Here is a 22,455-nt window from a genome sequence, read left to right as displayed (position 1 = left end):
CTAGAACAGGCCCGACAGGCCGCTGACGATTGCATAGGCGAAGCCGGCGCTCAGGATCAGCCCGCCCGCGCCGACCACGGCGCCAGCGATGATGAACAGCCCGTCGCGCTCGACGAGACCAAGTCCAACAAGGCAGACGGCCAGACCGAGCGGGATCTGCCCGATGAAAGGCGCCGCCACCACCAGACCGAGCGCCAGCGCCAGGATCAGCACGCCGAGCACGGGAATGGCGATCGAGCCACCGAGCACCGTCAGGCGCGGGCGCGAGAACCGCTCCAGCCGCGACAGCACGGGCACGGCGCGCGCAACCGCGCGGCTGAGTTCGGGCTTGCCGATGCTCTTGGCGAGAAGCACCTGCGGCAGCCACGGCACCGAGCGGCCGGTCAGCATCTGCGCCGCGACGAAGGCGAGCACGAGGCCGCAGACCAGCGGAATCGGTGGCGGCATCGGCAGGCAGTTCGGCAGGCCGAGCAGCACGACCAGCAGCGCATAGGTCCGGTCTTTCAGCGCCGAAACGATGGTCGACACGCCGATGCGCTCTCCGGGCAGTGCGGCGAGCGCCGTCAGAAGTCCGGAGGTGCGAAGCGGAGAGGACAAGCGATATGGGCCAGGCCGGGGCGGGACGTGCGGCCTAGCATGGCAAGCCACCGTGCAACAAGCACGGCGCACGCATGCCGCGATCTCGTTTGCGGTTCTAGTGCAGCGTCAGCACGCCATTGACGTTGACGATCTCGGCGGGCCGGATCAGCCGCGAATGCGCCACGGTGATCGAATGCAGCGGCCCCTCGAGCTCTCGCTTCCAGAAGTCGAGGAAATCATGCAGCACCGGAAAGCGGGGTGCGAGATCATATTGCTGCCAGATATAGGTCTGGAGCAATTTCGGATGATCCGGCATGCGGTAGAGGATCGTCGCCGTGGTCAGGCCGTAGCCTGCAAGTTGCCGGATGAAGTCCGCTGAAGCCATCGCCATCTCCTTCGTCATCACGCGATGAAAATTGAGCCGGTTAAGTCAAAGCTGCGCCCGTCTGGTTAACAAAAGCTTGCAAGGCTCCTGCCAAGCTGCTGCAATCATGGCGTGCAGCAGAGGCGCTGCGGTTGCGTATGCGTTCGGGAGCCTGCGTGGCGCATCAAGGAGCCAGACGATTTTTGGCCAGGCTCGCCGCCGTGGCGGGGATTGTCCTGTCGGTTCCCGCCATGGCCGAGGACGAGATCGGCGAACGGGACCCGGTCTCGACCGTGCTGTTCGGCTCGCTCGAAGCCGGGCCGACCAAGACCTTCACTGCCCTCGGCATGAAGCGCAGCTATGGCGAAGGCGGGCTCGACGCCAGCGGCTTCAGGACCCTGGTGAAGGTCGGTCTGGCGCGCGAGCAGGCCGGCCGCGTCACGCCGCGCGGCATCGCCTACAAGAGCGAGGCCCAGGCCCTGATCGGGTATGAATGGCGTATCGGCGACACCTTCGTCGCAGTTTACGCCGGCACCGACTACGAGAGCGAGCAGCGCCCCTGCGGCTGCGTCGTCAGCCGCTTCGGCCAGCGCCTGCAGGGCGATCTCTGGGCGACGCCATTGCCGGAGATGATGCTGCAGGCAAGCGCCTACGCCTCGACGATCGAGCGGCGGCTCTGGGGCAGGCTCGCGACCGGCTGGACGTTCCCGCCCGATCTGCTGCCTCAAGGCTATCTGCCCGAAAGCGTTTCGCTGCGCGGCGTCTATGTCGGCCCCGAAATCGAAAGCTATCGCCAGAACGACTACAGCAAGCTCCGGCTCGGCCTGCACTTGACCGGGCTTCGGCTGTTCGGCCTGACATGGCGGCTTTCGGGCGGCTGGCAGCGCACCAGCGACCGTCCCTCGGAAGCCTATGCGACGCTGGGCCTGCACTGGCGCAAATGAGCGGGCGAATCAGGCAAGCGCACCCAGAAAACGGACCGCATCGGCGACGATCTCGCTGCGACGCTCCCCGGTCATCTTCGCCAGCGTGCGATAAGGCATCGCCAGGCGCGGATTGCGCCCGAGCCGCGTCTCGTTCTCGATCAGAAAATTCCAGTAGAGGTAATTGAACGGGCAGGCCTGCTCGCCCGCTTTCGCCTTCACATCATAGGCGCAGGTCCCGCAATAATCCGACATCCGGTCGATGTAAGCGCCCGAGGCCGCATAGGGCTTCGAGGCCAGCAGGCCGCCATCGGCAAACATCACCATGCCGTGGGTGTTGGGGAGTTCGACCCAGTCGAAGGCGTCGGCATAGACGGCGAGATACCACGCCTCGATCTCAGCCGGCGCGATGCCCGCCAGCAGCGCGAAATTGCCGGTCACCATCAGGCGCTGGATATGGTGGGCATAGGCGTGCCGGCGCGTCTCACTGATGCACTGCTTCAGGCAGTTCATTGGCGTCTCGCCGCTCCAGTAGAACCACGGCAGCTTGCGGGTCGCGTTCAGCGCGTTCGTCTGCGCGTAGTCGGGCATCTCCAGCCAGTAGATGCCGCGGACATATTCGCGCCAGCCAACGATCTGCCGGATGAAGCCTTCCACGGCGTTGAGCGGCGCTTTGCCCGCCTGCCAGGCTGCCTCCGCCGCACGGCAGACCTCCAGCGGCTCGAGCAGCCCGAGATTGAGATAGGGCGAGATCAGCCCGTGGAAGAGGAACGGTTCGCCCGCCTTCATCGCGTCCTGATAATCGCCGAAGCGCGCCAACGCGACATCGACGAAACCCTGCAGCGCTGTCAGCGCATCCGCTCGCGTCACCCCCCAGCAAAACGGCTCCAGATCGCCGAAATTCTCCGGAAAGCGCGCGGCGACCATCTCCAGCACCTCACGCGTCGTCGCGTCGACCTCGAACGTTTTGCGCGCCGGCGGCGAGACCCCTTTCGGCAGGGCCTTGCGGTTCTCGGGGTCGAAATTCCATTGGCCGCCCTGAGGCTCGCCATCGACCATCAACAATCCGGTCTTGCGGCGCATCTCCCGATAAAAGAACTCCATCCGATAGCTTTTGCGGCCATGGGCCCAGGCGGCGAACTCGGTCCGCGAGCAGATGAAGCGCGTGTCCGGCAGGATATGGAGCGGAACGGCGAGTTCCTCGCGCCAGTCCTGCATCATCTGCCAGACGCGCCATTCGCCGGGCTCGGTCATGAGCACCGTATCGGGCTGGTGGCGCGCGACCGCTCGCGCCAGTTCCCCGCCGAAAGAGCCGGTGTTGGCGCTGTCGTCGAGGCGGACATAATCGACCGTGACGCCTTCGTCCCGCAGCGCCTGCGCGAAATGGCACATCGCCGAGAGGATCAGCGCGATCTTCTGCTTGTGATGGCCGACATAGGAGGTCTCCTCCGCCACCTCGACCATCAGCACGACATCGCGGGCAGGGTCGAGCCCTCTGAGAGCCGAAACCGAGCGCGTCAGCTGGTCACCAAGGACGAAACGGAGCGCGCCGGTTCGCGCGGTCCGGCCAGTTCCCCTGCCCGCTGCCACCATGTCCCTCGCGCCCCGCCTGCCCTATCTTCGACACGACCGGCCGCGCCCGAAAGCGAAGCTAGGGCAGCCGGACGACGAAGCGAGGCGGGCCATGCCGAAAATGCTGCGCAAGGGCGATCTGCCACAGAAGCCATGCCAGCATTGCGGCCGGCCCTTCGCCTGGCGCAGGAAATGGGCGCGGGTCTGGGACGAGGTGAAATTCTGTTCGGAGCGCTGTCGGCGGGAAGCGAAGCAGTAGGTCGATGACTCAATTGTGCTTGAGGACAGGCTCCAGATCGGTCTGTGCAAAATCTTGACCAATGAAAAGCAGCGGGCAGTTTCGGTCTTTGGCCAGTGCATAAGCGAAACAGTCGCCGAAATTGAGCTTGGCGCTGTGGCGGCCACGGCCCCATTTCCGATGCGCAGCTGCTGCGCTGCGCGCGCCATCGTGGCTCACAGATACGACTTCCAGCGACAGACGCCCGACGAGCGTTTCCATCTGATCGGTAAGATCGCGGCCTCCCGCAACAATGAAGGCCTCAGCCAAAGTACCGGCGGAGATCAGAACAACCGGCTCAAACGCAATCGCCTTCATGCATGAAGCGGCTTCCGGTTCCTCGAGAATGATCGCCATCAATGCCGACGTATCGACCGCAATCATTTTGGCAGGCCATCCTCGTCATAGAGAAAATCCTGGCTGCGCGCCGCACAGGGTCCAGGCAGCGCCTTGCCGCGCGCCATCGCCTGAACCTCTGTCATGATGCGCATGCGTTCTTCGGGCGTCTGAAGCTGATGCACTGGCACAAGCCTAACGGCAGGCTGACCATGCCGGGTCAGAACGACGTCTTCGCCGGCCTCGGCACGACGAACGAGGTCTGTCAACTGCCCCTTCGCCTCGCTGACGGGAACATCCATCTGCGCCTCCCCGCATCAAAACAGACACCTTCAAATAGACCAATCATTGGTCCAAATCAAGATTGCGGCGCACCGCCCGTCAACGCCTTCAGCGCTTCTGGCGTATCGACATCGAGCGCGATGGCGGGATCGGTGAACGGCACCTCCACGGTCGCGTCGCCCGCCTCGTCGAGCAGCCGCCGCGCGCCCTGATCGCCCGAAAGCCCCGCGACGGCTGAAAACAGCCCGCGTGCCAGCAGCACCGGATTGCCACGCTGTCCAAACAGCGTCGGCGCCACCGCAAGCGCCTCGCCGCGCTCGCCGAAAACCTGTGCCAGCCGGTCGATGACCTCGGGCGTGACATTGGGCATGTCGCCGAGCGACATCACGACGCCCGCAATGCCCTCCGGCAAGGCGGCGACGCCGGCCTTCACCGACCCTGCGAGCCCCGAGRCGAAATCCGGGTTGTGCACGAGCCTGATGTCGAGCCCCGCCAGCGCGACCTCGACCTCATCATGCTGGTGGCCGGTCACGACGATGACCGGCGCGGCGCAGGAGGCGACCTGCGCCTCCACCGCGTGCCGCACCATCGGCTTGCCCCGCACCATCTGCAGCAGCTTGTTGGCCTGCCCCATCCGGGTCGAGCGCCCGGCCGCCAGCACGATTCCGGCCACGCGCGCCGCCTCGATCCGGCCCGGCGCACGCGGCTGCGGCCGAGACACGATCTCCATCAAAAGCCCGCCGACGCCCATCGCCTGGATGTCGCCACGGCTGACCTTGATACCGGCAAGGCAGCGCTGCAGCACCCAGTCGAAGCCGTTCTCCTTGGGCGAGCGCGCGCAGCCGGGCGCGCCGATCACCGGCTTGCCGTCGAGTTCGCCGATCAAAAGCAGGTTGCCGGGATCGACCGGCATGCCGAGATGCTCGATCCGCCCGCCCGCCGCCAGCAGCGCCTGCGGGATCACGTCGCGCCGGTCTGTGATCGCCGATGCCCCGAAGACGACGACGATGTCGGAGGGCCCCGCAGCCATCGCCTGGATCGCGCCGGAGAGCGCCGCCGCCTCGTGGGCCACACGGACATCGCCGGACAGACGCGCTCCGGCCGGGCCGATCCTCTCATCCATCACCCGCAGCGTCTTGTCTACGACGGAGGGCTTCAGGCCAGGCAGCAGCGTCGAGATCACGCCGATCTTCGCCGGGCGATACGCGGCGACAGCGACAGGCCGCGTCCCTGCCAGGCTCGCCAACCCTTCCTCCACCAGGCTTTCGGGCAGTCCGTAGGGGATGATCTTGACGGTGCCGACCATTTCGCCGGCGACGACGGCCTTCATCGCCGGCAACGTCGCCGCGGTGATCGCCTCGTCGATCCGGTTGAAGCGGTCGATCGCGGCCGCGTCGATCGTCAGCACGCCGGCGGATGCCGCAAACAGATTGACCCTGCCTGTGAAGGGAGCCTCGACGGTAACGCCCTGACCCGCCAGCGCGACGCCGAGCCTGGCGGCGGCGGCGTTTTCGTCGATGTCGCCGGCCTCGAAGCGAACGGCGACGAGTTCCGTCAGGCCAGCCGCGCTTAGCCGGATCACATCTGCGGCCGTGATCGTCGCGCCCTTGCGCAGAATGACATCGCCGGCGCGCACGCTGTGCGCGGCGACGCAGCCTGCGGAATCGGCGATCGCGACCGGTCCGAATTTCATGATTGCGGGCTCAAACGGGTTTCCGGCGCGGACCGCGAAGTGCGCTGACGATCTCGCCCAGGATCGCGAGCGCGATCTCGGCGGGTGAAACCGCGCCGATGTCGAGCCCGACCGGGGCGTGGATGCGCCCGGTCGCGGCCTCGTCGAACCCTGCCGCCATCAGCCGCTCCATGCGTTTGGCGTTCGTCTTCCGGCTGCCGAGCGCGCCGATATAGAAGCACTCCGAGCGCAGCGCCGCCTCGAGCCCGGGATCGTCGATCTTGGGGTCGTGCGTCAGCGCGACGAAGGCCGTGTAGCCGTCGAGACCGAGCCTCGCCAGCGCCTCGTCGGGCCATTCCGTCAGCAGCGTCACATCGGGGAAGCGCTCGGGCGTGGCGAAGGCGGTGCGCGGGTCGATGATCGCAACGTCCAGATCGAGCAGTTTCGCCATCGGCGCCATCGCCTGCGAGATATGCACCGCGCCGGTGACGACGATGCGCGGATGCGGCGCCTGCACGGTCAGGAAATAAGACGCGCCCTCGGCCTCGATCATCGCGCTCTTGGCCATGCGCAACTGCTTGTCGAGCGCGGCCGCCAGCGGATCCGCGGCGATGTCGGCGGCCTTGACCAGCCGCTGCGCGCCGCTGGCGACATCGGTCACCAGAATGGTGGCGCGGCGCGCGCTACGCTCGGCGTTCAGCGCCGAGAGAATGGCGATATCCATGCGTCTCAGCCCTTGTCCGTCGCGAGCTTGACGCCGAGCCCGATCATCAAGGAACCGCCGAGCCAGCGACCGAAGGCAAAGCCCGCCTTGGTCTGCTTCATCGTTTTGATCACGGCGGACGCGCCCAGGACAGTGACGAAATCGGCCGAGGAGAAGGCGAAGTTGACGATGGTGCCCAGGATCAGGAACTGCGCCCAGACCGGCAGAGAGCCGGCCGGGTCGACGAACTGCGGCAGGAGCGCGATGAAGAACAGCGCGACCTTCGGGTTGAGGATCTCGACGATGAACGAATCGATCAGCGCGCGCTTGACCGTCTTCGGAGGCGTGACAGCGACATCCGCCTGCGCCAGCTTCGCGCGGATCATGCCGATGCCGAGCCAGACCAGATAGAGCGCGCCGGCAAGCTTCACCGCGACGTAGAGCTCCGGCACGTGCTTGAACACGGCCGAGAGACCGAAGGCCGCCGCCATCACATGAACGTAGCAGCCGAGATGAATGCCCAGCATCGCCATGAAGCCTGCGCGCCTGCCATGCGCGATCGTCTGCGCGGCTGTATAGAGCAGCGCCGGCCCCGGAAAATAGGCGACCAGCACGGTCAGCGTCGCGAAGGCGACGAGCGTCTCCCAGGAGGCCATCAGTTCACCTTTTCCACATAGACCCGGATGCGCCCGCCACAGGAGAGGCCGACCTTCCAGGCGGTCTCGTCGGCGACGCCGAATTCGAGCGTGCGCGCTTTTCCGTCGGCGATCACATCCGCCGCCTCCTCGACGACCGCGCCTTCGACGCAGCCGCCCGAGACCGAGCCCTGGAAATTACCCTCGCCGTCGATGACCAGATGCGAGCCGACCGGGCGCGGCGCCGAGCCCCAGGTCTCGATCACGGTGGCGAGTGCAACGCTGCGGCCAGATTTCGCCCAGGCTTCGGCCGTAGAGAGGATGTCGGTGTCGGTGCTGATCATGGCGGCAATTCTCACTTTTGTTCAACCAGCGACCTTCCTTCTCCCCTCGGGGGAGAAGGTGGCAGCGCGAAGCGCTGACGGATGAGGGCCGCGCCGACGCACGACTATCGATGCTAGCGCCAAGACCACCCGCCCCCCATCCGTCTGCTACGCAGACACCTTCTCCCCCGAGGGGAGAAGGAAATGACAACATCATGCCTCAACCCGCCTTCTTCAACCACTGGCGCGGATCGCTCTTCTGCCCTGCATGGGGCGAAAGCGCGGCGCACAGATCGGCCATCGCGGCGAGGCTGTGGATCGGCCGGAACGAATCGACATGGGGCAGCATCGCGCGGATGCCGCTCGCCCTCGCCTCGAAGGCGTCGAAGCGCAGCAGCGGATTGAGCCAGACGAGTTGCCGGCAGGAGCGATGCAGCCGGTCCATCTCGAAGGCGAGTTGACCGTCGAGGTCGCGCTCCAGCCCGTCGGTGAAGAGCAGCACGACCGCCCCGCCCGCCAGCACCCGGCGCGACCAGATGCGGTTGAACGTGTGCAGCGCAGTCGAGATGCGCGTGCCGCCCTCCCAGTCCGGCGCGGCGCGGCCCGCCAGCGCCAGCGCCTCGTCGGGGTCGCGGGCGCGCAGGCTGCGTGTGATGTTGGTCAGCCGCGTGCCGAAGACGAAGGAATGCACCCGCCTGCGCTGCTCGGTGATCGCATGCAGGAAATGCAGGAAGATGCGCGAATACTCCGCCATCGAGCCGGAGATATCGACCAGCGCCACCACCGGCGGATGCACCTCCGCCCGCTCGCGAAAGGCGAGATCGATCGAGCCGCCGCCGCCCCGCAGCGACTGCCGGAAGGTCCGGCGCGGATCGATCCTCAGCCCCCGATGCGCCGCCTGGAAGCGCCGCGTCGGCACGGTGTCATCGGGCAGCCGAAGGCTGGCGATCAACTGCTTCGCCCTGGCGATTTCGGCCGCGCTCATCTGGGCGAAATCGCGCGATTTCAGTGTCTCCTTGTCCGACAGGGTCAGGCGCGCCGACAATTCGGTGAGTTCGGTCGGCGGCTCCTCGTCCTCGCGTTTGGGCGGCGCGAAGGCCTCGGCCACGCGCAGCGCGCCGGCCTCTTCCTTCTGCGGCTGGCTGTCGGCGCCGGGCGCGATCGGCGACATCTGCGCCATCAGCTTTTCGATTAAGGCGCGGCGGCGCCAGAACAGCCGGAAGGCCTGATCGTAGATCACGCTGTCCTCGTGCTTCTTCACGAAGATCGCATGCAGCGCCCAATAGACGTCGTCGCGCTCGCCCAGCGCGCCGTCGGCCAGCGCCTCGACGGCCTCGACGACCGCGCCGGGCCCGACCGACAGGCCGGCGATCCGCAGCGCGCGGGCGAAATAGGCGACGTTTTCGGGGAGCTTGCCGGTCATCCTAAAACCTTGGCTGCCCCGCAGCCGTCAGTTTGCGAAGGCGCCTCAAGCCCCCATCTCCGTCATGAACACCTTCTGCGCCACGACCCATTTGCCCTCGACCTTCAGGAACGACAGCAGATCGGTGAAGTAGCGCGGCGGCATCTGGCATTTCACCTTCACCAGCGCCAGCGTCGGCCCGACGAGATCGACGGTCAGGATATGGTCGCCGCGCGCCATGCCGGACGCCTTGGGCGAAGGCCGGTTGCGCACCGCCTCGAACCACTCGTCGCGCGGCACGATCTTAACCGCGCCCTCATGGGACTGCGTCAGCGCGCTGGTCGGATGAAACACCGCGCCGAGCTTCTCGACGTCGCCCTCATAGAGACCGTCGAGATAGGTCCAGGTCGCAGCCTCGATGGCTTTGATGTCGTCGTTCATGGTCGCAATCCTCCCAAAGCCTCGCCGTCATTCCGGACAAGCGGCGAAGCCGCGCCGATCCGGAATCCATCGCAAGGCACTCCCGGTGCTCGACGATGGATTCCGGGTCTCCGCTGCGCTGCGCCCGGAATGACGGCGCATTCCCGTCTTGGTACTGCGACGAGGCTTAGGCCCGCGCCTCGGCCTTCACCTGATCCAGCAGTTCGCGCACCTTCGAGCCCTGCATCGCCTGGATGTCGTCCTGATACTTCAGCAGGGCGCCCAGCGTGTCCGAGACCAGCGCCGGGTCGAGCGCGACTGCATCGAGCTCGACCAGCGCGCTCGCCCAGTCCAGCGTCTCCGCGACGCCGGGCGCCTTGAACAGTTCTTCCTTGCGGATCGCCTGCACGAACGACACCACCTGCTTCGAGAGTTTCGCCGGGGCGTTCGGCGCGCGCGACTTCAAAATCGCGAGTTCGCGGGCAGCGTCTGGATAGCCGACCCAATGATAAAGGCAGCGTCGCTTCAGCGCGTCATGGATCTCGCGGGTGCGGTTCGAGGTCAGGATCACGATCGGCGGTTCTGCCGCCTTGATCGTGCCGAGTTCGGGAATCGTCACCTGCGAATCCGCCAGGACCTCGAGCAGAAAGGCCTCGAAGGCCTCGTCTGTCCGGTCGAGCTCGTCGATCAGCAGGATCGGAGCGCCACCCTCCTGCGGCTCCAGCGCCTGCAGCAGCGGGCGCTTGACGAGGTATTTTTCCGAGAAGATGTCGGCTTCCAGCCGCTCTCTGTCGCCCGTCGCGCCGCCGGCCTCGGCGAGCCTGATCGCCATCATCTGCCCGGCATAGTTCCACTCATAGACCGCCGAGGCGAGATCCAGCCCCTCATAGCATTGCAGCCGGATCAGCTTGCGCCCGAGCGCAGCCGACAGAACCTTGGCGATCTCGGTCTTGCCGGTGCCGGCCTCACCTTCGAGCAGCAGCGGACGCTTCATCCGAAGCGCGAGGAACAGAACCGTCGCGAGCGAGCGGTCGGCGACATAGCCCTGACTCTGCAGGAGGGTCAGGGTGGCGTCGATGGAGGCGGGCAGAGCAGAGGGCATGACAACTCGCGTCATGCTCGGGCCTGGCCCGAGCATCTCGTGGGGATGAGCCGTAGCTAGGCTTGCGCGAGACGCCCGGGTCAAGCCCGGGCATGACGCGACGGGGTTGCGCCCAGGCCTACTTCCCGGTCGCGCGCGCCACCGCCTCCTTGGCCATCACGCCGATCAGATGGGCGCGATACTCAGCGTCCGCATGCATGTCGGCATTGATGCCCTTGGCCGAGGCCTTGACGCCATCGAGAGATTTCGGCGCGAAGCGGGCCTTCAGGGCGGCCTCTCCCTCGGGCCACCGGAAGACGCCGCCCTCGCCCGCGCCGGTCACCGCGACGCGCACGTCGGCGCCGCGCTTGGCGACGAAGACGCCAACCAGCGCATAGCGCGAGGCCGGATTGCGGAATTTCGCATAGGCTGCCTTGGACGCCAGCGGGAACACGATCCTGGTGATGATCTCGCCCTCCTCCAGCGCCGTCTCGTAGAGGCCCGTGAAGAACTCGTCCGCGCCGATCTTGCGCTTGTTGGTGACGATGGTGGCGCCCAGCGCGAGACACGCGGCGGGATAATCGGCCGCCGGGTCGTTGTTGGCGACCGAGCCGCCGATCGTGCCGCGATGGCGCACATGCGGATCGCCGATATGGGAGGCGAGCCAGGCCAGCCCCGGAATGGCCTCCTGCACGATCGCAGAATCCGCGACCTCGGCATGGGTCGACATCGCGCCGATGACGACGGTGCGGCCCTTGCGCTCGATGCCCTTGAGGTCGGCGCAGGCTCCGAGATCGACCAGCGCGCCGGGAGAGGCCAGCCGCTGCTTCATCGTCGGCAGCAGCGTATGGCCGCCGGCGAGCAGCTTCGCCTCTTCCTTCTTGGCGAGCAGGCCCGCGGCCTGACGCGCGGTGGCGGGGCGGTGATAGGTGAAGGCGTACATGGTGGTTCTCCGCTCGGTTCCAGAACCGTCATGCTCGGGCTTGACCCGGGCATCTCTTCGAGAGTGCGTTTCAACGCCTCACCGGGGAGAGATGGTCGGATCAAGTCCGACCATGACGCGTTTCAATTATTCGGCTGCCATTCTCTTGATGCTCTTCTGTGCGGCGCGCCAGACGCCCTGCGGCGTCGCCGGCATGGCGATGTCCTCATGGCCGAGCGCGTCGGTGATGGCGTTGATGACGGCAGGCGGCGAGGCGATCGCGCCGGCCTCCCCGCAGCCCTTGATGCCGAGCGGATTGGACGGGCACGCGGTCACGGTCATGCCGACATCGAAGGACGGCAGGTCGTCGGCGCGCGGCATGCAGTAATCCATGAAGCTCGCGGTCACGAGCTGCCCGTCGGCATTGTATTTCGCCCCTTCGAGCAGCGCCTGGCCGACGCCCTGGGCGATGCCGCCATGGACCTGGCCCTCGACGATCATCGGGTTGATGACGTTGCCGAAATCATCCACCGCCGCCCAGCGTTCGATCTTGGTGACGCCGGTCTCGGGGTCGATCTCAAGTTCGCAGATATGGACACCGGCCGGAAAGGTGAAGTTGGTCGGGTCGTAGAACGCGCCCTCCTTCAGCCCCGGCTCGAGATCCTGGCCGTTGAACTTGTGGGCGACATAGGCCTGCAGCGCGCAGGAGCCGAAATCGAGCGTCTTGTCGGTGCCCTTCACCTTGAAGTGGCCGTCCGCGAAGTCGATGTCGGCCTCATCGGCCTCCAGCACATAGGCCGCGACCTTCTTGCCCTTGGCGATGACCTTGTCGATCGCCTTGAAGATGGCGGACATCCCGACCGCGCCCGAGCGCGAGCCATAGGTGCCCATGCCCATCTGCACCTTGTCGGTATCGCCATGGATGATCGAGACGTTCTCGATGGGGATGCCGAGCCGTCCCGAGACGAGCTGGGCGAAGGTCGTCTCATGACCCTGGCCGTGGCTGTGCGAGCCGGTCAGGACCTCGACCGTCCCGACCGGATTGACCCGGACCTCGGCCGATTCCCACAGGCCCACGCCTGCGCCAAGCGACCCGACCGCAGCCGAGGGCGCGATGCCGCACGCCTCGATATAGGAGGAGAAACCGATGCCGCGCAGCTTGCCGTTGCGGGCGGAGTCGCGCTTGCGCTTGCCCAGCCCCTTGTAGTCGATGATCTCCAGCGCCTTCTTCATCGACGCGCCGTAATTGCCGGCGTCGTACATCATGATCACCGGGGTCTGGTGCGGGAACTTCTTGACGTAGTTCTGCATCCGGAACTTCGCCGGGTCCTTGCCGAGTTCGCGCGCCGCGACCTCGACCAGCCGCTCGACCACGAAGGTCGCCTCGGGCCGTCCCGCGCCACGATAGGCGTCGACGGGTGCGGTGTTGGTGTAGACCGCGTCGACCTCGGCATAGATCGCCGGGATGTCGTAGGAGCCCGACAAAAGCGGCGCATAGAGATAGGTCGGCACCGAGGACGAGAACGTCGAGAGATAGGCGCCGAGATTGGCGGTGGTCTTGACCCGGAGCGCCGTGATCTTGCCGTCCGCATCAGTCGCGAGTTCGGCATGGGTGACATGGTCGCGGCCATGCGCGTCCGACAGGAAGGCCTCGGTCCGATCCGAGGTCCATTTCACCGGCCGGCCAACCTTCTTCGCCGCCCAGACGCAGACCGTCTCCTCGGCATAGATGAAGATCTTCGAGCCGAAACCGCCACCGACATCGGGCGCGATCACGCGCAGCTTGTTTTCGGGCGCGATGCCGATGAAGGCCGAGAGCACGAGGCGCGCCACATGAGGGTTCTGGCTCGTGGTGTAGAGCGTGAACTGCCCCTCGCCCTGATCATAGTCGCCGACTGCCGCGCGCGGCTCCATCGGGTTTGGCACCAGCCGGTTGTTGACGATGTCGAGCTTCGTGATGTGCTTGGCGACCTTGAAGGCCTGCTCGGTCTCGTCCTTGTTGCCGAGATGCCAGTTGAACACGGTGTTGTCGGGCGCCTCGGCATGGACGACGCTCTTGGCGCCGGCGGCCTTCGCGGTATCGACCACCGCCGGCAGCACGCCGTAGTCGACGATAATCGCCTCGGCGGCGTCGCGCGCCTGCGACAGCGTCTCGGCCACGACCACGCAGACATGGTCGCCGACATAGCGCACCTTGCCCTGCGCCAGCGCCGGGTGGGCGCCGGCCCGCATCGGCGAACCGTCCTTGTTGTGGATCATCCAGCCGCAGATCAGCCCGCCGACCTTGTCAGCGGCGAGATCGTCGCCCGTGAAGATGCCGAGCACGCCCGGCATTTTGGCTGCAGCCTTCGCGTCGATTGTCTTCAGCGTGGCATGCGCATGCGGCGAGCGCAGGAAATAGGCGTATGTCTGGCCCGGACGGTTGATGTCGTCGGTGTAGCGGCCCTGGCCGGTGATGAAGCGGTGGTCTTCCTTGCGGCGGACAGATGCGCCGATTCCGGTTGCGGAGCTTGACTGAGACGACATTGGTGTTCCCCTCCTCGCACGGCGCCTCTGGCGGGCGCGTCATGGCATGAGAAAAAGCCCGCGCGGGATAGCGCGGGCTGAAACGCCTTACTCGGCGGCCTGGCGGGCCGGCGCGGCCTTGCCGCCCATGGCCTCGGCGCCGGCCGCAATCGCCTTGACGATGTTGTGGTAGCCGGTGCAGCGGCAGATATTGCCGTCGAGATCCTCGCGGATCGTGGCTTCGTCGAGCACGTTGCCGCGACGGTTCACGATATCGACGGCGGCCATGATCATGCCCGGCGTGCAGTAGCCGCATTGCAGCCCGTGATGCTCGCGGAAGGCTTCCTGCATCGGGTGCAGCGTGCCGTTGACGGCCAGCCCCTCGATCGTCGTCACCTCGGCGCCTTCGAGCGACAGCGCCAGCGTCGTGCAGGATTTGACGGCCTTGCCATCGACATGGACGACGCAGGCGCCGCACTGGCTGGTGTCGCAGCCGACATGTGTGCCGGTGAGGCGAAGGTTCTCGCGCAGGAACTGCACGAGCAGCGTGCGGGGATCGATTGTGCCGGTGACGGCTTTGCCGTTCACCGTCATCGAAACGGTGGCCATTGGGACTTCCTCCTGTGACCCGGGTCTGGCGCCCGGCTAAGACATCTCGAAGCCGTCGCGTATCGGTCCTTCGCTTGCACGAAGGGAAGCTTTTCCTTGGAACAGCTCAAAACGGAATGTGGACCCGCGTTTTTGCGCGGTCAAGCGGTCAGGTGAATTGCGGAACCAGCCGTTTGGTCACGTTTTGACGTGGTTTTTCGCCGTTGCGGCATCACGTCGCGAATTCGCGAGACGCCCCCGGCCGCCTCTGGGCGACATTTGCTGATTCTTAACAGCCCTCCGCCAGAGTCGAACTCGCGTGGCGACGTGTCGTCGTCGCGATCATGGATTGCGCAGTGCTGTCGATTGAGGACCAGATCCAGCGCCGGTTGCGCGCGATCGGCTATGGCGATGCGCAGCGGGCGCGGCTGCAGCGCTACCGCGCGATCGTCGACCGCGTCATCGATCGCCTCGTCTTGGAGGATTTCGAGCGCGCCTTCACGATCCACCCGGCGCTGCGCAACTCGGTCGGCCCCGTCGCGGCGGAATTGTATCCGCTCGAAAGCAATCATTTCCGACTATTGTTCGAGGGCGTCTTCGGCGAGCGCTACCGCGCGTCGATAGACGAACTCTGCCGGCTCGAGCGCAAGGCGAAGGTCGGGCCGCGCGCCCGCGTCTCCATCAGCATGGCGCTGCTCAAGGAGATCCTGCTCGAAAGCCGAAGGGCGATGATCCTGTCGCCCAGACAGCTGGCGCGCGATCTTTTCATCATCGAACGCATCCTGACCTACGATATCAACACCGCCATCACGCTCGATCAGGACATCGAGGCCGGCGAGGCCAAACGTCGCGAGATCGCCCTCGACGAGGCCGCCGCAACGCTGAACACGCGGATCGGCGGGCTCGACGCGACGATCAGCCTTGCCGTCGAGCAGTTCGTCTCGACGGCAAGCGAAACCACCGACGCCACCAGTTTCATCAAGGACAAGGTCGGCTCGCTGGCGCGCGCCTCGGTGCTGGTGCGCGAAAAATCGCTGCAGACCGCCGCCGCCACCGAGGAGATGTCGGCCAACATTGCCGAGATCGGCCAGCGTGCCCGCCAGAGCCTGACGATCGCCAACCGCGCCGTGCTCGACGCCGATCAGATGAACCAGGCCATCGCCCGCCTGCGCCACGTCACCCACAGCATCGGCAAGGTCGTCGGCATGATCTCCGACATCGCAGCGCAGACCAATCTGCTTGCGCTCAACGCCACGATCGAGGCCGCTCGCGCAGGCGAAGCCGGGCGGGGCTTCGCCGTCGTCGCTTCCGAGGTGAAATCGCTGGCGACACAGACCGCCAGCGCGACGCAGGACATCGCCAGCCAGATCGCCGAACTCGCCTTGAGCGCACAGGCCTGCAGCGCGCACGCCGCCTCGATCGGCGCGACGATCGGCGAGATCAGGCTCGATTCCGAGGCGATCTCGGACGCCGTCTCGCAGCAGAGCACCGTCACGGCCAGCATCGCGCGCGATGCGTCCGCCGTCGCCGAAAGCTCCGACGAGGCGATCGCCAGCGCCAACGACGTGAATGACAGCCTTGAGCGGACGGCCAGGACGCTGGAGCGCGCCAACGACGCGGCGGCCGGCATCGCCCGCCAGGTTGGCGCGGCCGAAGCGACGGTCGGAGATGCGCTGGCGTCCCTGCGCCGGGCGTCGTGACGGATTCAGCTCTCGCCGATCAAACCCCTGAACAGGGTTCGGCTCAGCCCTCGCTGACCGCTTTGGCGAAATTCGCGAAGAACTCGTCGGCGAGCTTCTTCGAGACCGAATCGATCAGGCGTGCCCCAAGCTGCATCAGCTTGCCGCCGACCTGCGCCTCGACATCGTAGCGCAGCAGCGTCTGGCCGGCTTCGGCCTCGCTGAGCGCAACCTTCGCGCCGCCCTTGGCGAAACCCGCGATGCCGCCCTCGCCCTCGCCCTGGATCCGGTAGCCGTTGGGCGGGTCGAGATCGACAAGTTCGACCTTGCCGCGAAACGTCGCCTTCACCGGGCCGAGCTTGATCTTCACGACCGCCGAGAAATGCGTCTCGTCATCCTTGTTCAGCTGATCGCAGCCGGGGATGCAGGCCTTCAGCACCTCGGGATCGTTGAGCTTGGCCCAGACCACGTCCTTGGCGGCGGGCAGCAGCACCTCGCCATTCATCGTCATCGCCATCGCGCTTCTCCCCGAGCTCCATGCGGCCAACGACCGGCCGCTGTTGCAGGCGGCCCCGCCTCGGGTCTATCCAAGGCTGTCGCGCCTATCCATGAGCGGAAAGCGCCGACCGGCACAAGAGGACCAGGCGTGAAGACGCATCGCAGCCGCCGCATGACTCGCGCCTCCCGATGACATCAGGCGCTTCAGCTCTGTTCGGCGAGATTTTCGTCGACGGCGAAATGGCTTCGGCGATGAGCGACAGGGCGCTGCTGCACGGCATGCTCGGTTTCGAGGCGATGCTCGCAAGCGCGCTGGAAGCCGAAGGCATCGCGCCCGCCGGCACGGCGGCTGCCGTCATCCGACAATGCGACCCGGACCTCTACGACATCGCCGAACTCGGACGCGCGGCGACGCTGGCGGGCAACCCCGCAATCCCATTGGTCAAGGCGCTGATCGCGCGTGTGGCCGATGCATCGCCCGAGCAGGCCAAGTGGGTTCACTACGGCGCGACCAGCCAGGACGTGATCGACTCCGGCTATGTCCATGTCCTCGGCCGCGGCCTGAAGCTCGTCGGGCTCCGGCTCGACCGGCTGGTCGACGCCCTGCGTTCGCTGTTGGAGACGCATCGCGCGACGCCCGTGATCGGCCGGACTTTTTTGCAGCAGGCCGTCCCGATCACCTTCGGCGTCAAGGTTGCGCTCTGGTTCGATCCTTTGTTGGAGAGCCGGGACGTCCTTCATGCCATTCTGGCGGCGCCGGTCGTCCAGCTAGCGGGAGCTGCCGGCACTCTGGCGGCTTTCGGTGACGATGGCGACCGCGTCCAGGCGCGTTTCGTGGAGCTGACGCGGGGCGCGAAGCCTTCGTTCATACCCTGGCACGCGCAGCGCCATCGCATCGTCCGCCTTGCGAGCGAGCTCGCCATCCTGACGGGCAATCTCGGCAAGATCGCGCGCGACGTCTCCCTGATGGCCCAGACCGAGATCGGCGAACTGGCCGAGCCGGAGGCCGCCGGCAAGGGCGGCTCCTCCGCCATGCCGCACAAGCGCAATCCGGTGCTCTGCACGCTGATCCTTGCGGCGGCGCAGCGCGCGCCGGGCCTCGTCGCCACCATGCTTGCCGCCATGCCGCATGAGCACGAGCGCGCGCTCGGCGGCTGGCATGCCGAATGGCCGACGCTGCCCGAACTCTTCCGCATCGCCGGATCGTCTCTCGCGCAGGCTGTGACGCTGCTCGAGGGGCTTCAGGTCTTTCCGGAGCGCATGCGCGCCAACATCGATCTCACCCACGGACTCGTCATGTCGGAGCGCGTCTCGGGCGCGCTCGCAGGCGCGTTGGGCAAGGCGCAGGCCCATCACCTTCTGGAGGAAGCGAGCCGCGCCTGCTTGTCCGAGAAGCGGCATCTGCGCGACGTGCTCGGGGACATCGCGGCCGTGACGTCGCATCTCGACAAGGCCGCATTGGCCGATCTTTTCGACCCCACGACCTATCGCGGGGCGTCGGACGCCATCATCGACCGCGTGCTCGCCCGCTGCGAGACATCGCGCAACAAGGCCGCCCCCGAAACGAATCCGGCATGAGTTATGCTTGAACTGACACCAGAACAACAAGTCGCCGCCGCAGGCGACGAAGGTCCCGGCCCCGCCATGGCGATGCGGATCGTCGCCGAATCGGCGCGGCTCATGGGCGCGCCCCGGTTGATCCCGGTCGCATCCGCCCATATCGACGGCGCGCTCTACCATGGCGATTCCGGCACGCTGTTCGCCGAGCGGCTGGTTGCCGACGGCGCGAAGGTGGCGGTCCGCGCCACGCTGAACGTCGGCGCGCTCGCGCCCGCCGGCTGCGCGGCGATCCGCTTGGCCGACCATGAGCGCGACATGGCCGGCCGGATGATGCGCGCCTATGAGGCGATGGGCTGCGAGCCGAGCTGGACCTGCGCGCCTTATCAGGCCGGCCATCGCCCCGCCAAGGGAACCGACGTCGCCTGGGGCGAATCCAACGCGGTCGTGTTCTGCAACTCAGTGCTCGGCGCCCGGACCAACCGCTATGGCGATTTCCTCGATATCGCCTGCGCGATTGCCGGCGTCGCGCCCGATTACGGCCTGCACCGGCCGGAGAACCGTGTCGCCACGCTGCTGATCGACGCCGGCCGCCTGTCGCCGGCCTTGCGCGCCTCGGACGTGTTCTACCCCGTGCTCGGCACGCTTCTCGGCCGCCTCGCCGGCAGCGCGATCGCGGTCATCGACGGCTTGCAGGGCTGCACGACCGAGGACCGGCTGAAGGCGCTCGGCGCGGCAGCCGCATCGGCCGGCGGCGTCGGCCTGTTCCATATCGCCGGCGTGACGCCTGAAGCGCCCGACACGGAGACGGCGCTGGGCCATGTGCCGGCACGCGAAACCGTCGTGCTGACACCCGCGCAGGTGCAGGATGCGCTGGCGCGGCTCTCGACCGCCGGCGACACCGACCGCATCGACGCCGTCGCGATCGGCTCGCCGCATCTCTCGCTCGCAGAAATCACCGAGGTCGAGCAGCTTCTGGCGGGGCGCAGGCTGAGCGTGCCGCTTTACGCCAACACCGGCCGCCATGTCGTCGGGCCGCTCGCCAGGGATGGCCGCCGCGCCGCGCTGGAGGCCGCCGGACTGGTCTTCGTGGTCGATACCTGTGTCGTCGTGACCCCGATCCTGCCCGAACGGCAAGACGCCGTGCTGATGACCAACTCCGGCAAATTCGCCCATTATGCGCCCGGCAACACCGGATATGCCGTGAGCTACGGTTCGCTCGCCGAATGCGTCGAGAGCGCGGTCGCCGGCCGGCTCATTCGGGAGCCGCGCGCATGGTCCTGACGACGGAAATCCTGATTCCCGGCGCCGACGCCAGCGGCGAATGCCTCGCCTTGACCGCGCCGATCAGCTTCTGGGGCGGCGTCGATCCGCGCAGCGGCATGATCATCGATGCGCGCCATCCCCAGCGTGGCCGCAACGTCGCCGGCACGATCCTGGCGCTGCCGGGCACGATCGGCTCGTCCTCCGCCTCGGCGGTGCTGCTCGAACTCGTTCATGCCGGCAAGGCGCCAGCCGCCCTGCTGATGGACGAGCCCGACGCGATCCTGCTGCTCGGCATCATCGTGGCGCGCGAGATGGGCTGGGCGACGCCGCCGGCCTATCGCCTGCCGGCGGCACAGCAGCAGGCACTCGCCGGCCGCCGCATTCTGCTATCGAGCGCGGGCGCGCTCACCGTCCAGTGAGACCAGGAGACGAGGCCGATGCCGATCGAGACCATCAAGGGCGAGCCCTTCAACCTGCAATTCGACGGGCCGGCGGACGCACCCGTGCTGCTGCTGTCGAACTCGCTCGGCACCAATCTGACGATGTGGAATCCGCAGATCGCGTTGTGGGCGCAGTCCTTCCGCGTCGTGCGCTATGATTCGCGCGGCCACGGCCAGTCGACCGCGCCGGACCGGGCCTATTCGATCGCCGAACTCGGACATGACGCCCTGGCGATCCTGGACCATCTGCGCATCGAGAGCGCCCATTTTTGCGGCCTGTCCAAGGGCGGGATGGTCGGCCAGTGGCTGGCGACCCATGCCCGCAAACGCGTCGACCGCGTCGTGCTCGCCAACACCGGCGCGCGGATGGGCCCGCCCGACCTCTGGAACAGCCGCATCAAAGCCGTGCGCGCAAACGGCATGGCCGGGCTGGTCCAGCCGACGCTGGAACGCTGGTTCAGCAAGGATTTTCGCGAGCGTGATGCCGCCACTGTTGCGAAGGTCAGTGCCATGCTGGCGACGACGCCGCCGCTCGGCTATGCTGGCTGTTGCGCCGCGATCCGCGACATGGACCAGCGCGAGCCGATCCGCGCGATCGCCAATCCCGTGCTCGTCATCATCGGCAAGGTCGATCCGGCGACGCCGCCGGCCGCCGGCAATCTGATCGCCGACGCCATCCACGGTGCGCAGCGGATCGAACTCGATGCCGCCCATCTGTCGAACCTCGAGCAGCCGGACGCCTTCGGCAAGGCCGTGCTCGACTTCCTGCAAGCCTGATACAGCAGAACCTGAGGAGCCCGTCATGGACGAAAGCGAACGCCACGCCGCTGGCATGAAGACGCGCCGCGCCGTCCTGAGCGACGCCTATGTCGACAAGGCCAGCGCCGGCATCACCGATTTCAATCGGGACTGGCAGGATTTCATCACCCGCACCGCCTGGAACGACATCTGGAACCGGCCCGGCCTCGTCCGGCGCGAACGCTCGATCATCGTGCTGTCGATCGCGGCCGCGCTCGGGGCCTGGGGCGAGTTCCGCATCCATGTCCGCGGCGCGCTGAACAACGGATTGACACGCGACGAGATCAAGGAGGTGCTGATGCAGGCGGCGATCTATGCCGGCGTGCCCGCCGCCAACCACGCCTTCAAGGAAGCGGCAAGCGTCTTCGCCGAGATCGACGCCGAAGGTTAGTTCAGACCGTCTCGAAGCGCCGGCGGCGGTAGATCAGGCCGGCGCCCCTGCCCGCTCCGCCCAGCGCCACCACCTCGCCGACGACGATGCGATGGCTCGCCGCCTCGTGGATCGCGACAAGCCGGCAGTCGAAGGCGGCGATGGCGTCGTCGAGGACCGGCGCACCGGTCGCAAGCCTGCTCCAGCGCGGCGAGGTAAATCGCGCCTCGCCCTCGATGCCGCGCCGGCCAGCGAAGATTTCGGCGAGCTCGACCTGATCGCCGGGAAGCGTGTTGATGCAGAACACGCCATTCGCACGGATCGCGGCAAGCGTTCGGCTGCTGGCCTCGATGCAGACGAGCACTGTCGGCGGCGCATCCGAGACCGAGGCCACGGCCGTCGCCGTCAGCCCCGTCCGGCCGGCGATTCCGGCCGTCGTGACGACATGCACGGCGCTCGCGACCTGCGCCATCGCATCGCGGAAAGCGGGAGCGTCTGGCGCGTGCGAGCGCACGAATTCGGCAATCTCGGTCATTGGCTCTGTCAGGGGGACGATCCGTAGTCGCCCCGATTTAGGGAGTTCGGCAGGTGAAAGCCAGACAGGGTTTCCGCGTAAGAACCCAAAGGATGTCAGCCGCTATCCTTCGGAACGAAAATAACCTGCTCCAGTCCTTCGAATTGCCGGTCGCACGTCACGCAATCCCCGCCCAGTTCCAGCGCCGTCGCGTAGATGATCGCATCGGCCATCGCCAGCTTGCGGGTCTGGCCGAGTTCGGCGGCGCGCAATGCGATACGCGTGTCCAGCGCAACGACGTGGCACGTCTGGGTATAGGCGACCAACCGATCGGACGCCTCCTCGGACACTTCACGCGTGATCCATTTCACAAGTTCGAACTGGACGAGGGTCGGCACGACAAGATCGTCGCGGACTGGCCAGAACGGCTCCAGCAAGACACCGGTCGGTGAATCGGTCAGCCATTCGATCCACGCCGACGTGTCGACGACCCGCATCAGACGCGGTCTTTGCGAACGCGATAGCCGTCGCGCTTTGCGCCCCTCGCGATGCCACGCAGATCCTCGATGTCGGGCGCGGGAATGACCAGCACGCCGGCGCCCTTGGGAATGAAGACGAACTCCTGACCTGCCTGCCAGGACTGTGCCTGCCTGACGGACTTCGGCAGGCTGATCTGGAATTTCGACGAGAGTTTCGCGCGCGCGGTCATGACGGGCTCTTTATCGATCGATCGCTCGTTCGTAAGAACC

At 66.7% G+C, this 22,455-nt stretch carries 27 protein-coding genes; 8 read left to right on the top strand and 19 right to left on the bottom strand.

The annotated features are described in order from the left end of the window. Positions 1–597, bottom strand: a complete 597-nt coding sequence (locus tag AC1DZY_RS17600) for an exopolysaccharide biosynthesis protein (RefSeq protein WP_476821435.1) — start codon at positions 595–597, stop codon at positions 1–3. Between the two features lie 97 nt (positions 598–694). Beyond that, a complete protein-coding gene (locus tag AC1DZY_RS17595; RefSeq protein WP_476821434.1) occupies positions 695–964 on the bottom strand; it encodes an usg protein in 270 nt (89 codons plus the stop codon). 182 nt (positions 965–1,146) lie between these two features. Between AC1DZY_RS17595 and bcsS the strand changes: the two genes are divergently transcribed. Then, entirely contained in the window at positions 1,147–1,887 is a 741-nt protein-coding gene (bcsS, locus tag AC1DZY_RS17590; protein WP_476821433.1) for a cellulose biosynthesis protein BcsS, read from the top strand. A 9-nt stretch (positions 1,888–1,896) separates the two neighbouring features. Here bcsS and AC1DZY_RS17585 read toward each other — a convergent pair whose 3' ends face one another. Beyond that, positions 1,897–3,459, bottom strand: a complete 1,563-nt coding sequence (locus AC1DZY_RS17585) for a cryptochrome/photolyase family protein (RefSeq protein ID WP_476821432.1) — start codon at positions 3,457–3,459, stop codon at positions 1,897–1,899. Between the two features lie 91 nt (positions 3,460–3,550). On the opposite strand from AC1DZY_RS17585, the gene AC1DZY_RS17580 reads away from it, so the two are divergent. Further along, entirely contained in the window at positions 3,551–3,697 is a 147-nt protein-coding gene (locus tag AC1DZY_RS17580; protein WP_476821431.1) for a DUF2256 domain-containing protein, read from the top strand. Positions 3,698–3,706: 9 nt separating this feature from the next. On the opposite strand, the gene AC1DZY_RS17575 is transcribed toward AC1DZY_RS17580, so the two are convergent. From AC1DZY_RS17575 to AC1DZY_RS17520, 12 genes are all read right to left on the bottom strand, one after another. Then, entirely contained in the window at positions 3,707–4,099 is a 393-nt protein-coding gene (locus tag AC1DZY_RS17575; RefSeq protein WP_476821430.1) for a type II toxin-antitoxin system VapC family toxin, read from the bottom strand. Further along, positions 4,096–4,353, bottom strand: coding sequence for a type II toxin-antitoxin system Phd/YefM family antitoxin (locus tag AC1DZY_RS17570; protein ID WP_476821429.1), 258 nt, complete (start codon positions 4,351–4,353; stop codon positions 4,096–4,098). Before AC1DZY_RS17570 ends, AC1DZY_RS17575 begins: the two co-directional genes overlap by 4 nt. Positions 4,354–4,409: 56 nt before the next feature. Next, positions 4,410–6,026: an NTP transferase domain-containing protein gene (locus tag AC1DZY_RS17565; protein WP_476821428.1), complete on the bottom strand. Its 1,617-nt coding sequence runs from the start codon at positions 6,024–6,026 to the stop codon at positions 4,410–4,412. Positions 6,027–6,036: 10 nt separating this feature from the next. Next, positions 6,037–6,729 carry an XdhC family protein gene (locus AC1DZY_RS17560; protein ID WP_476821427.1) on the bottom strand — a complete coding sequence of 231 codons (693 nt, stop codon included), beginning with the start codon at positions 6,727–6,729 and terminating at the stop codon, positions 6,037–6,039. A 5-nt stretch (positions 6,730–6,734) separates the two neighbouring features. Further along, positions 6,735–7,364, bottom strand: a complete 630-nt coding sequence (locus AC1DZY_RS17555; protein ID WP_476821426.1) for a LysE family translocator — start codon at positions 7,362–7,364, stop codon at positions 6,735–6,737. Next, the gene (locus AC1DZY_RS17550) at positions 7,364–7,687 is read right to left on the bottom strand and encodes an XdhC family protein (RefSeq protein WP_476821425.1); all 324 of its coding nucleotides are present in this window, start codon (positions 7,685–7,687) and stop codon (positions 7,364–7,366) included. Before AC1DZY_RS17550 ends, AC1DZY_RS17555 begins: the two co-directional genes overlap by 1 nt. A gap of 199 nt (positions 7,688–7,886) precedes the next feature. Then, entirely contained in the window at positions 7,887–9,089 is a 1,203-nt protein-coding gene (locus AC1DZY_RS17545) for a vWA domain-containing protein (RefSeq protein ID WP_476821424.1), read from the bottom strand. 45 nt (positions 9,090–9,134) lie between these two features. After that, positions 9,135–9,509: a nuclear transport factor 2 family protein gene (locus AC1DZY_RS17540; protein ID WP_476821423.1), complete on the bottom strand. Its 375-nt coding sequence runs from the start codon at positions 9,507–9,509 to the stop codon at positions 9,135–9,137. A gap of 166 nt (positions 9,510–9,675) precedes the next feature. After that, positions 9,676–10,590, bottom strand: a complete 915-nt coding sequence (locus AC1DZY_RS17535; protein ID WP_476821422.1) for an AAA family ATPase — start codon at positions 10,588–10,590, stop codon at positions 9,676–9,678. Between the two features lie 118 nt (positions 10,591–10,708). Next, positions 10,709–11,512 carry an FAD binding domain-containing protein gene (locus AC1DZY_RS17530; protein ID WP_476821421.1) on the bottom strand — a complete coding sequence of 268 codons (804 nt, stop codon included), beginning with the start codon at positions 11,510–11,512 and terminating at the stop codon, positions 10,709–10,711. Between the two features lie 126 nt (positions 11,513–11,638). After that, positions 11,639–14,017: a xanthine dehydrogenase family protein molybdopterin-binding subunit gene (locus tag AC1DZY_RS17525; protein WP_476821420.1), complete on the bottom strand. Its 2,379-nt coding sequence runs from the start codon at positions 14,015–14,017 to the stop codon at positions 11,639–11,641. Between the two features lie 87 nt (positions 14,018–14,104). After that, the gene (locus tag AC1DZY_RS17520) at positions 14,105–14,605 is read right to left on the bottom strand and encodes a (2Fe-2S)-binding protein (RefSeq protein WP_476821419.1); all 501 of its coding nucleotides are present in this window, start codon (positions 14,603–14,605) and stop codon (positions 14,105–14,107) included. 335 nt (positions 14,606–14,940) lie between these two features. On the opposite strand from AC1DZY_RS17520, the gene AC1DZY_RS17515 reads away from it, so the two are divergent. Then, positions 14,941–16,284: a methyl-accepting chemotaxis protein gene (locus AC1DZY_RS17515; RefSeq protein WP_476821418.1), complete on the top strand. Its 1,344-nt coding sequence runs from the start codon at positions 14,941–14,943 to the stop codon at positions 16,282–16,284. 43 nt (positions 16,285–16,327) lie between these two features. Here the strand turns inward: AC1DZY_RS17515 and AC1DZY_RS17510 are convergent, their stop codons facing one another. Then, entirely contained in the window at positions 16,328–16,780 is a 453-nt protein-coding gene (locus tag AC1DZY_RS17510; protein WP_476821417.1) for an SRPBCC family protein, read from the bottom strand. A 170-nt stretch (positions 16,781–16,950) separates the two neighbouring features. Here AC1DZY_RS17510 and pcaB point away from each other — a divergent pair, with 170 nt between their 5' ends. From pcaB to pcaC, 5 genes are read left to right on the top strand one after another with little or no spacing between them, the layout of a single operon-like run. After that, the gene (pcaB, locus tag AC1DZY_RS17505; protein ID WP_476821416.1) at positions 16,951–18,339 is read left to right on the top strand and encodes a 3-carboxy-cis,cis-muconate cycloisomerase; all 1,389 of its coding nucleotides are present in this window, start codon (positions 16,951–16,953) and stop codon (positions 18,337–18,339) included. A gap of 3 nt (positions 18,340–18,342) precedes the next feature. Beyond that, a complete protein-coding gene (locus AC1DZY_RS17500) occupies positions 18,343–19,602 on the top strand; it encodes an aconitase X (protein ID WP_476821415.1) in 1,260 nt (419 codons plus the stop codon). Then, positions 19,593–20,003: an aconitase X swivel domain-containing protein gene (locus AC1DZY_RS17495; protein WP_476821414.1), complete on the top strand. Its 411-nt coding sequence runs from the start codon at positions 19,593–19,595 to the stop codon at positions 20,001–20,003. The genes AC1DZY_RS17500 and AC1DZY_RS17495 overlap by 10 nt, the downstream gene beginning before the upstream one ends. Before the next feature lie 18 nt (positions 20,004–20,021). Beyond that, entirely contained in the window at positions 20,022–20,801 is a 780-nt protein-coding gene (pcaD, locus tag AC1DZY_RS17490) for a 3-oxoadipate enol-lactonase (RefSeq protein ID WP_476821413.1), read from the top strand. A 25-nt stretch (positions 20,802–20,826) separates the two neighbouring features. Beyond that, positions 20,827–21,213 carry a 4-carboxymuconolactone decarboxylase gene (gene pcaC / locus AC1DZY_RS17485; RefSeq protein ID WP_476821412.1) on the top strand — a complete coding sequence of 129 codons (387 nt, stop codon included), beginning with the start codon at positions 20,827–20,829 and terminating at the stop codon, positions 21,211–21,213. A gap of 1 nt (position 21,214) precedes the next feature. On the opposite strand, the gene AC1DZY_RS17480 is transcribed toward pcaC, so the two are convergent. The 3 genes from AC1DZY_RS17480 to AC1DZY_RS17470 form a co-directional block, all read right to left on the bottom strand. Then, positions 21,215–21,727, bottom strand: a complete 513-nt coding sequence (locus tag AC1DZY_RS17480; protein ID WP_476821411.1) for a flavin reductase — start codon at positions 21,725–21,727, stop codon at positions 21,215–21,217. 95 nt (positions 21,728–21,822) lie between these two features. Next, positions 21,823–22,203, bottom strand: coding sequence for a PIN domain-containing protein (locus tag AC1DZY_RS17475; protein ID WP_476821410.1), 381 nt, complete (start codon positions 22,201–22,203; stop codon positions 21,823–21,825). Continuing rightward, positions 22,203–22,415 carry an AbrB/MazE/SpoVT family DNA-binding domain-containing protein gene (locus tag AC1DZY_RS17470; protein ID WP_476821409.1) on the bottom strand — a complete coding sequence of 71 codons (213 nt, stop codon included), beginning with the start codon at positions 22,413–22,415 and terminating at the stop codon, positions 22,203–22,205. Before AC1DZY_RS17470 ends, AC1DZY_RS17475 begins: the two co-directional genes overlap by 1 nt. Positions 22,416–22,455 lie beyond the last annotated feature (40 nt).

Source organism: Allobosea sp. P2_A10, from assembly GCF_056405115.1.
Note: the sequence above shows the minus strand (reverse complement) of the source record. Positions and strands in the feature narration are given on the sequence as shown.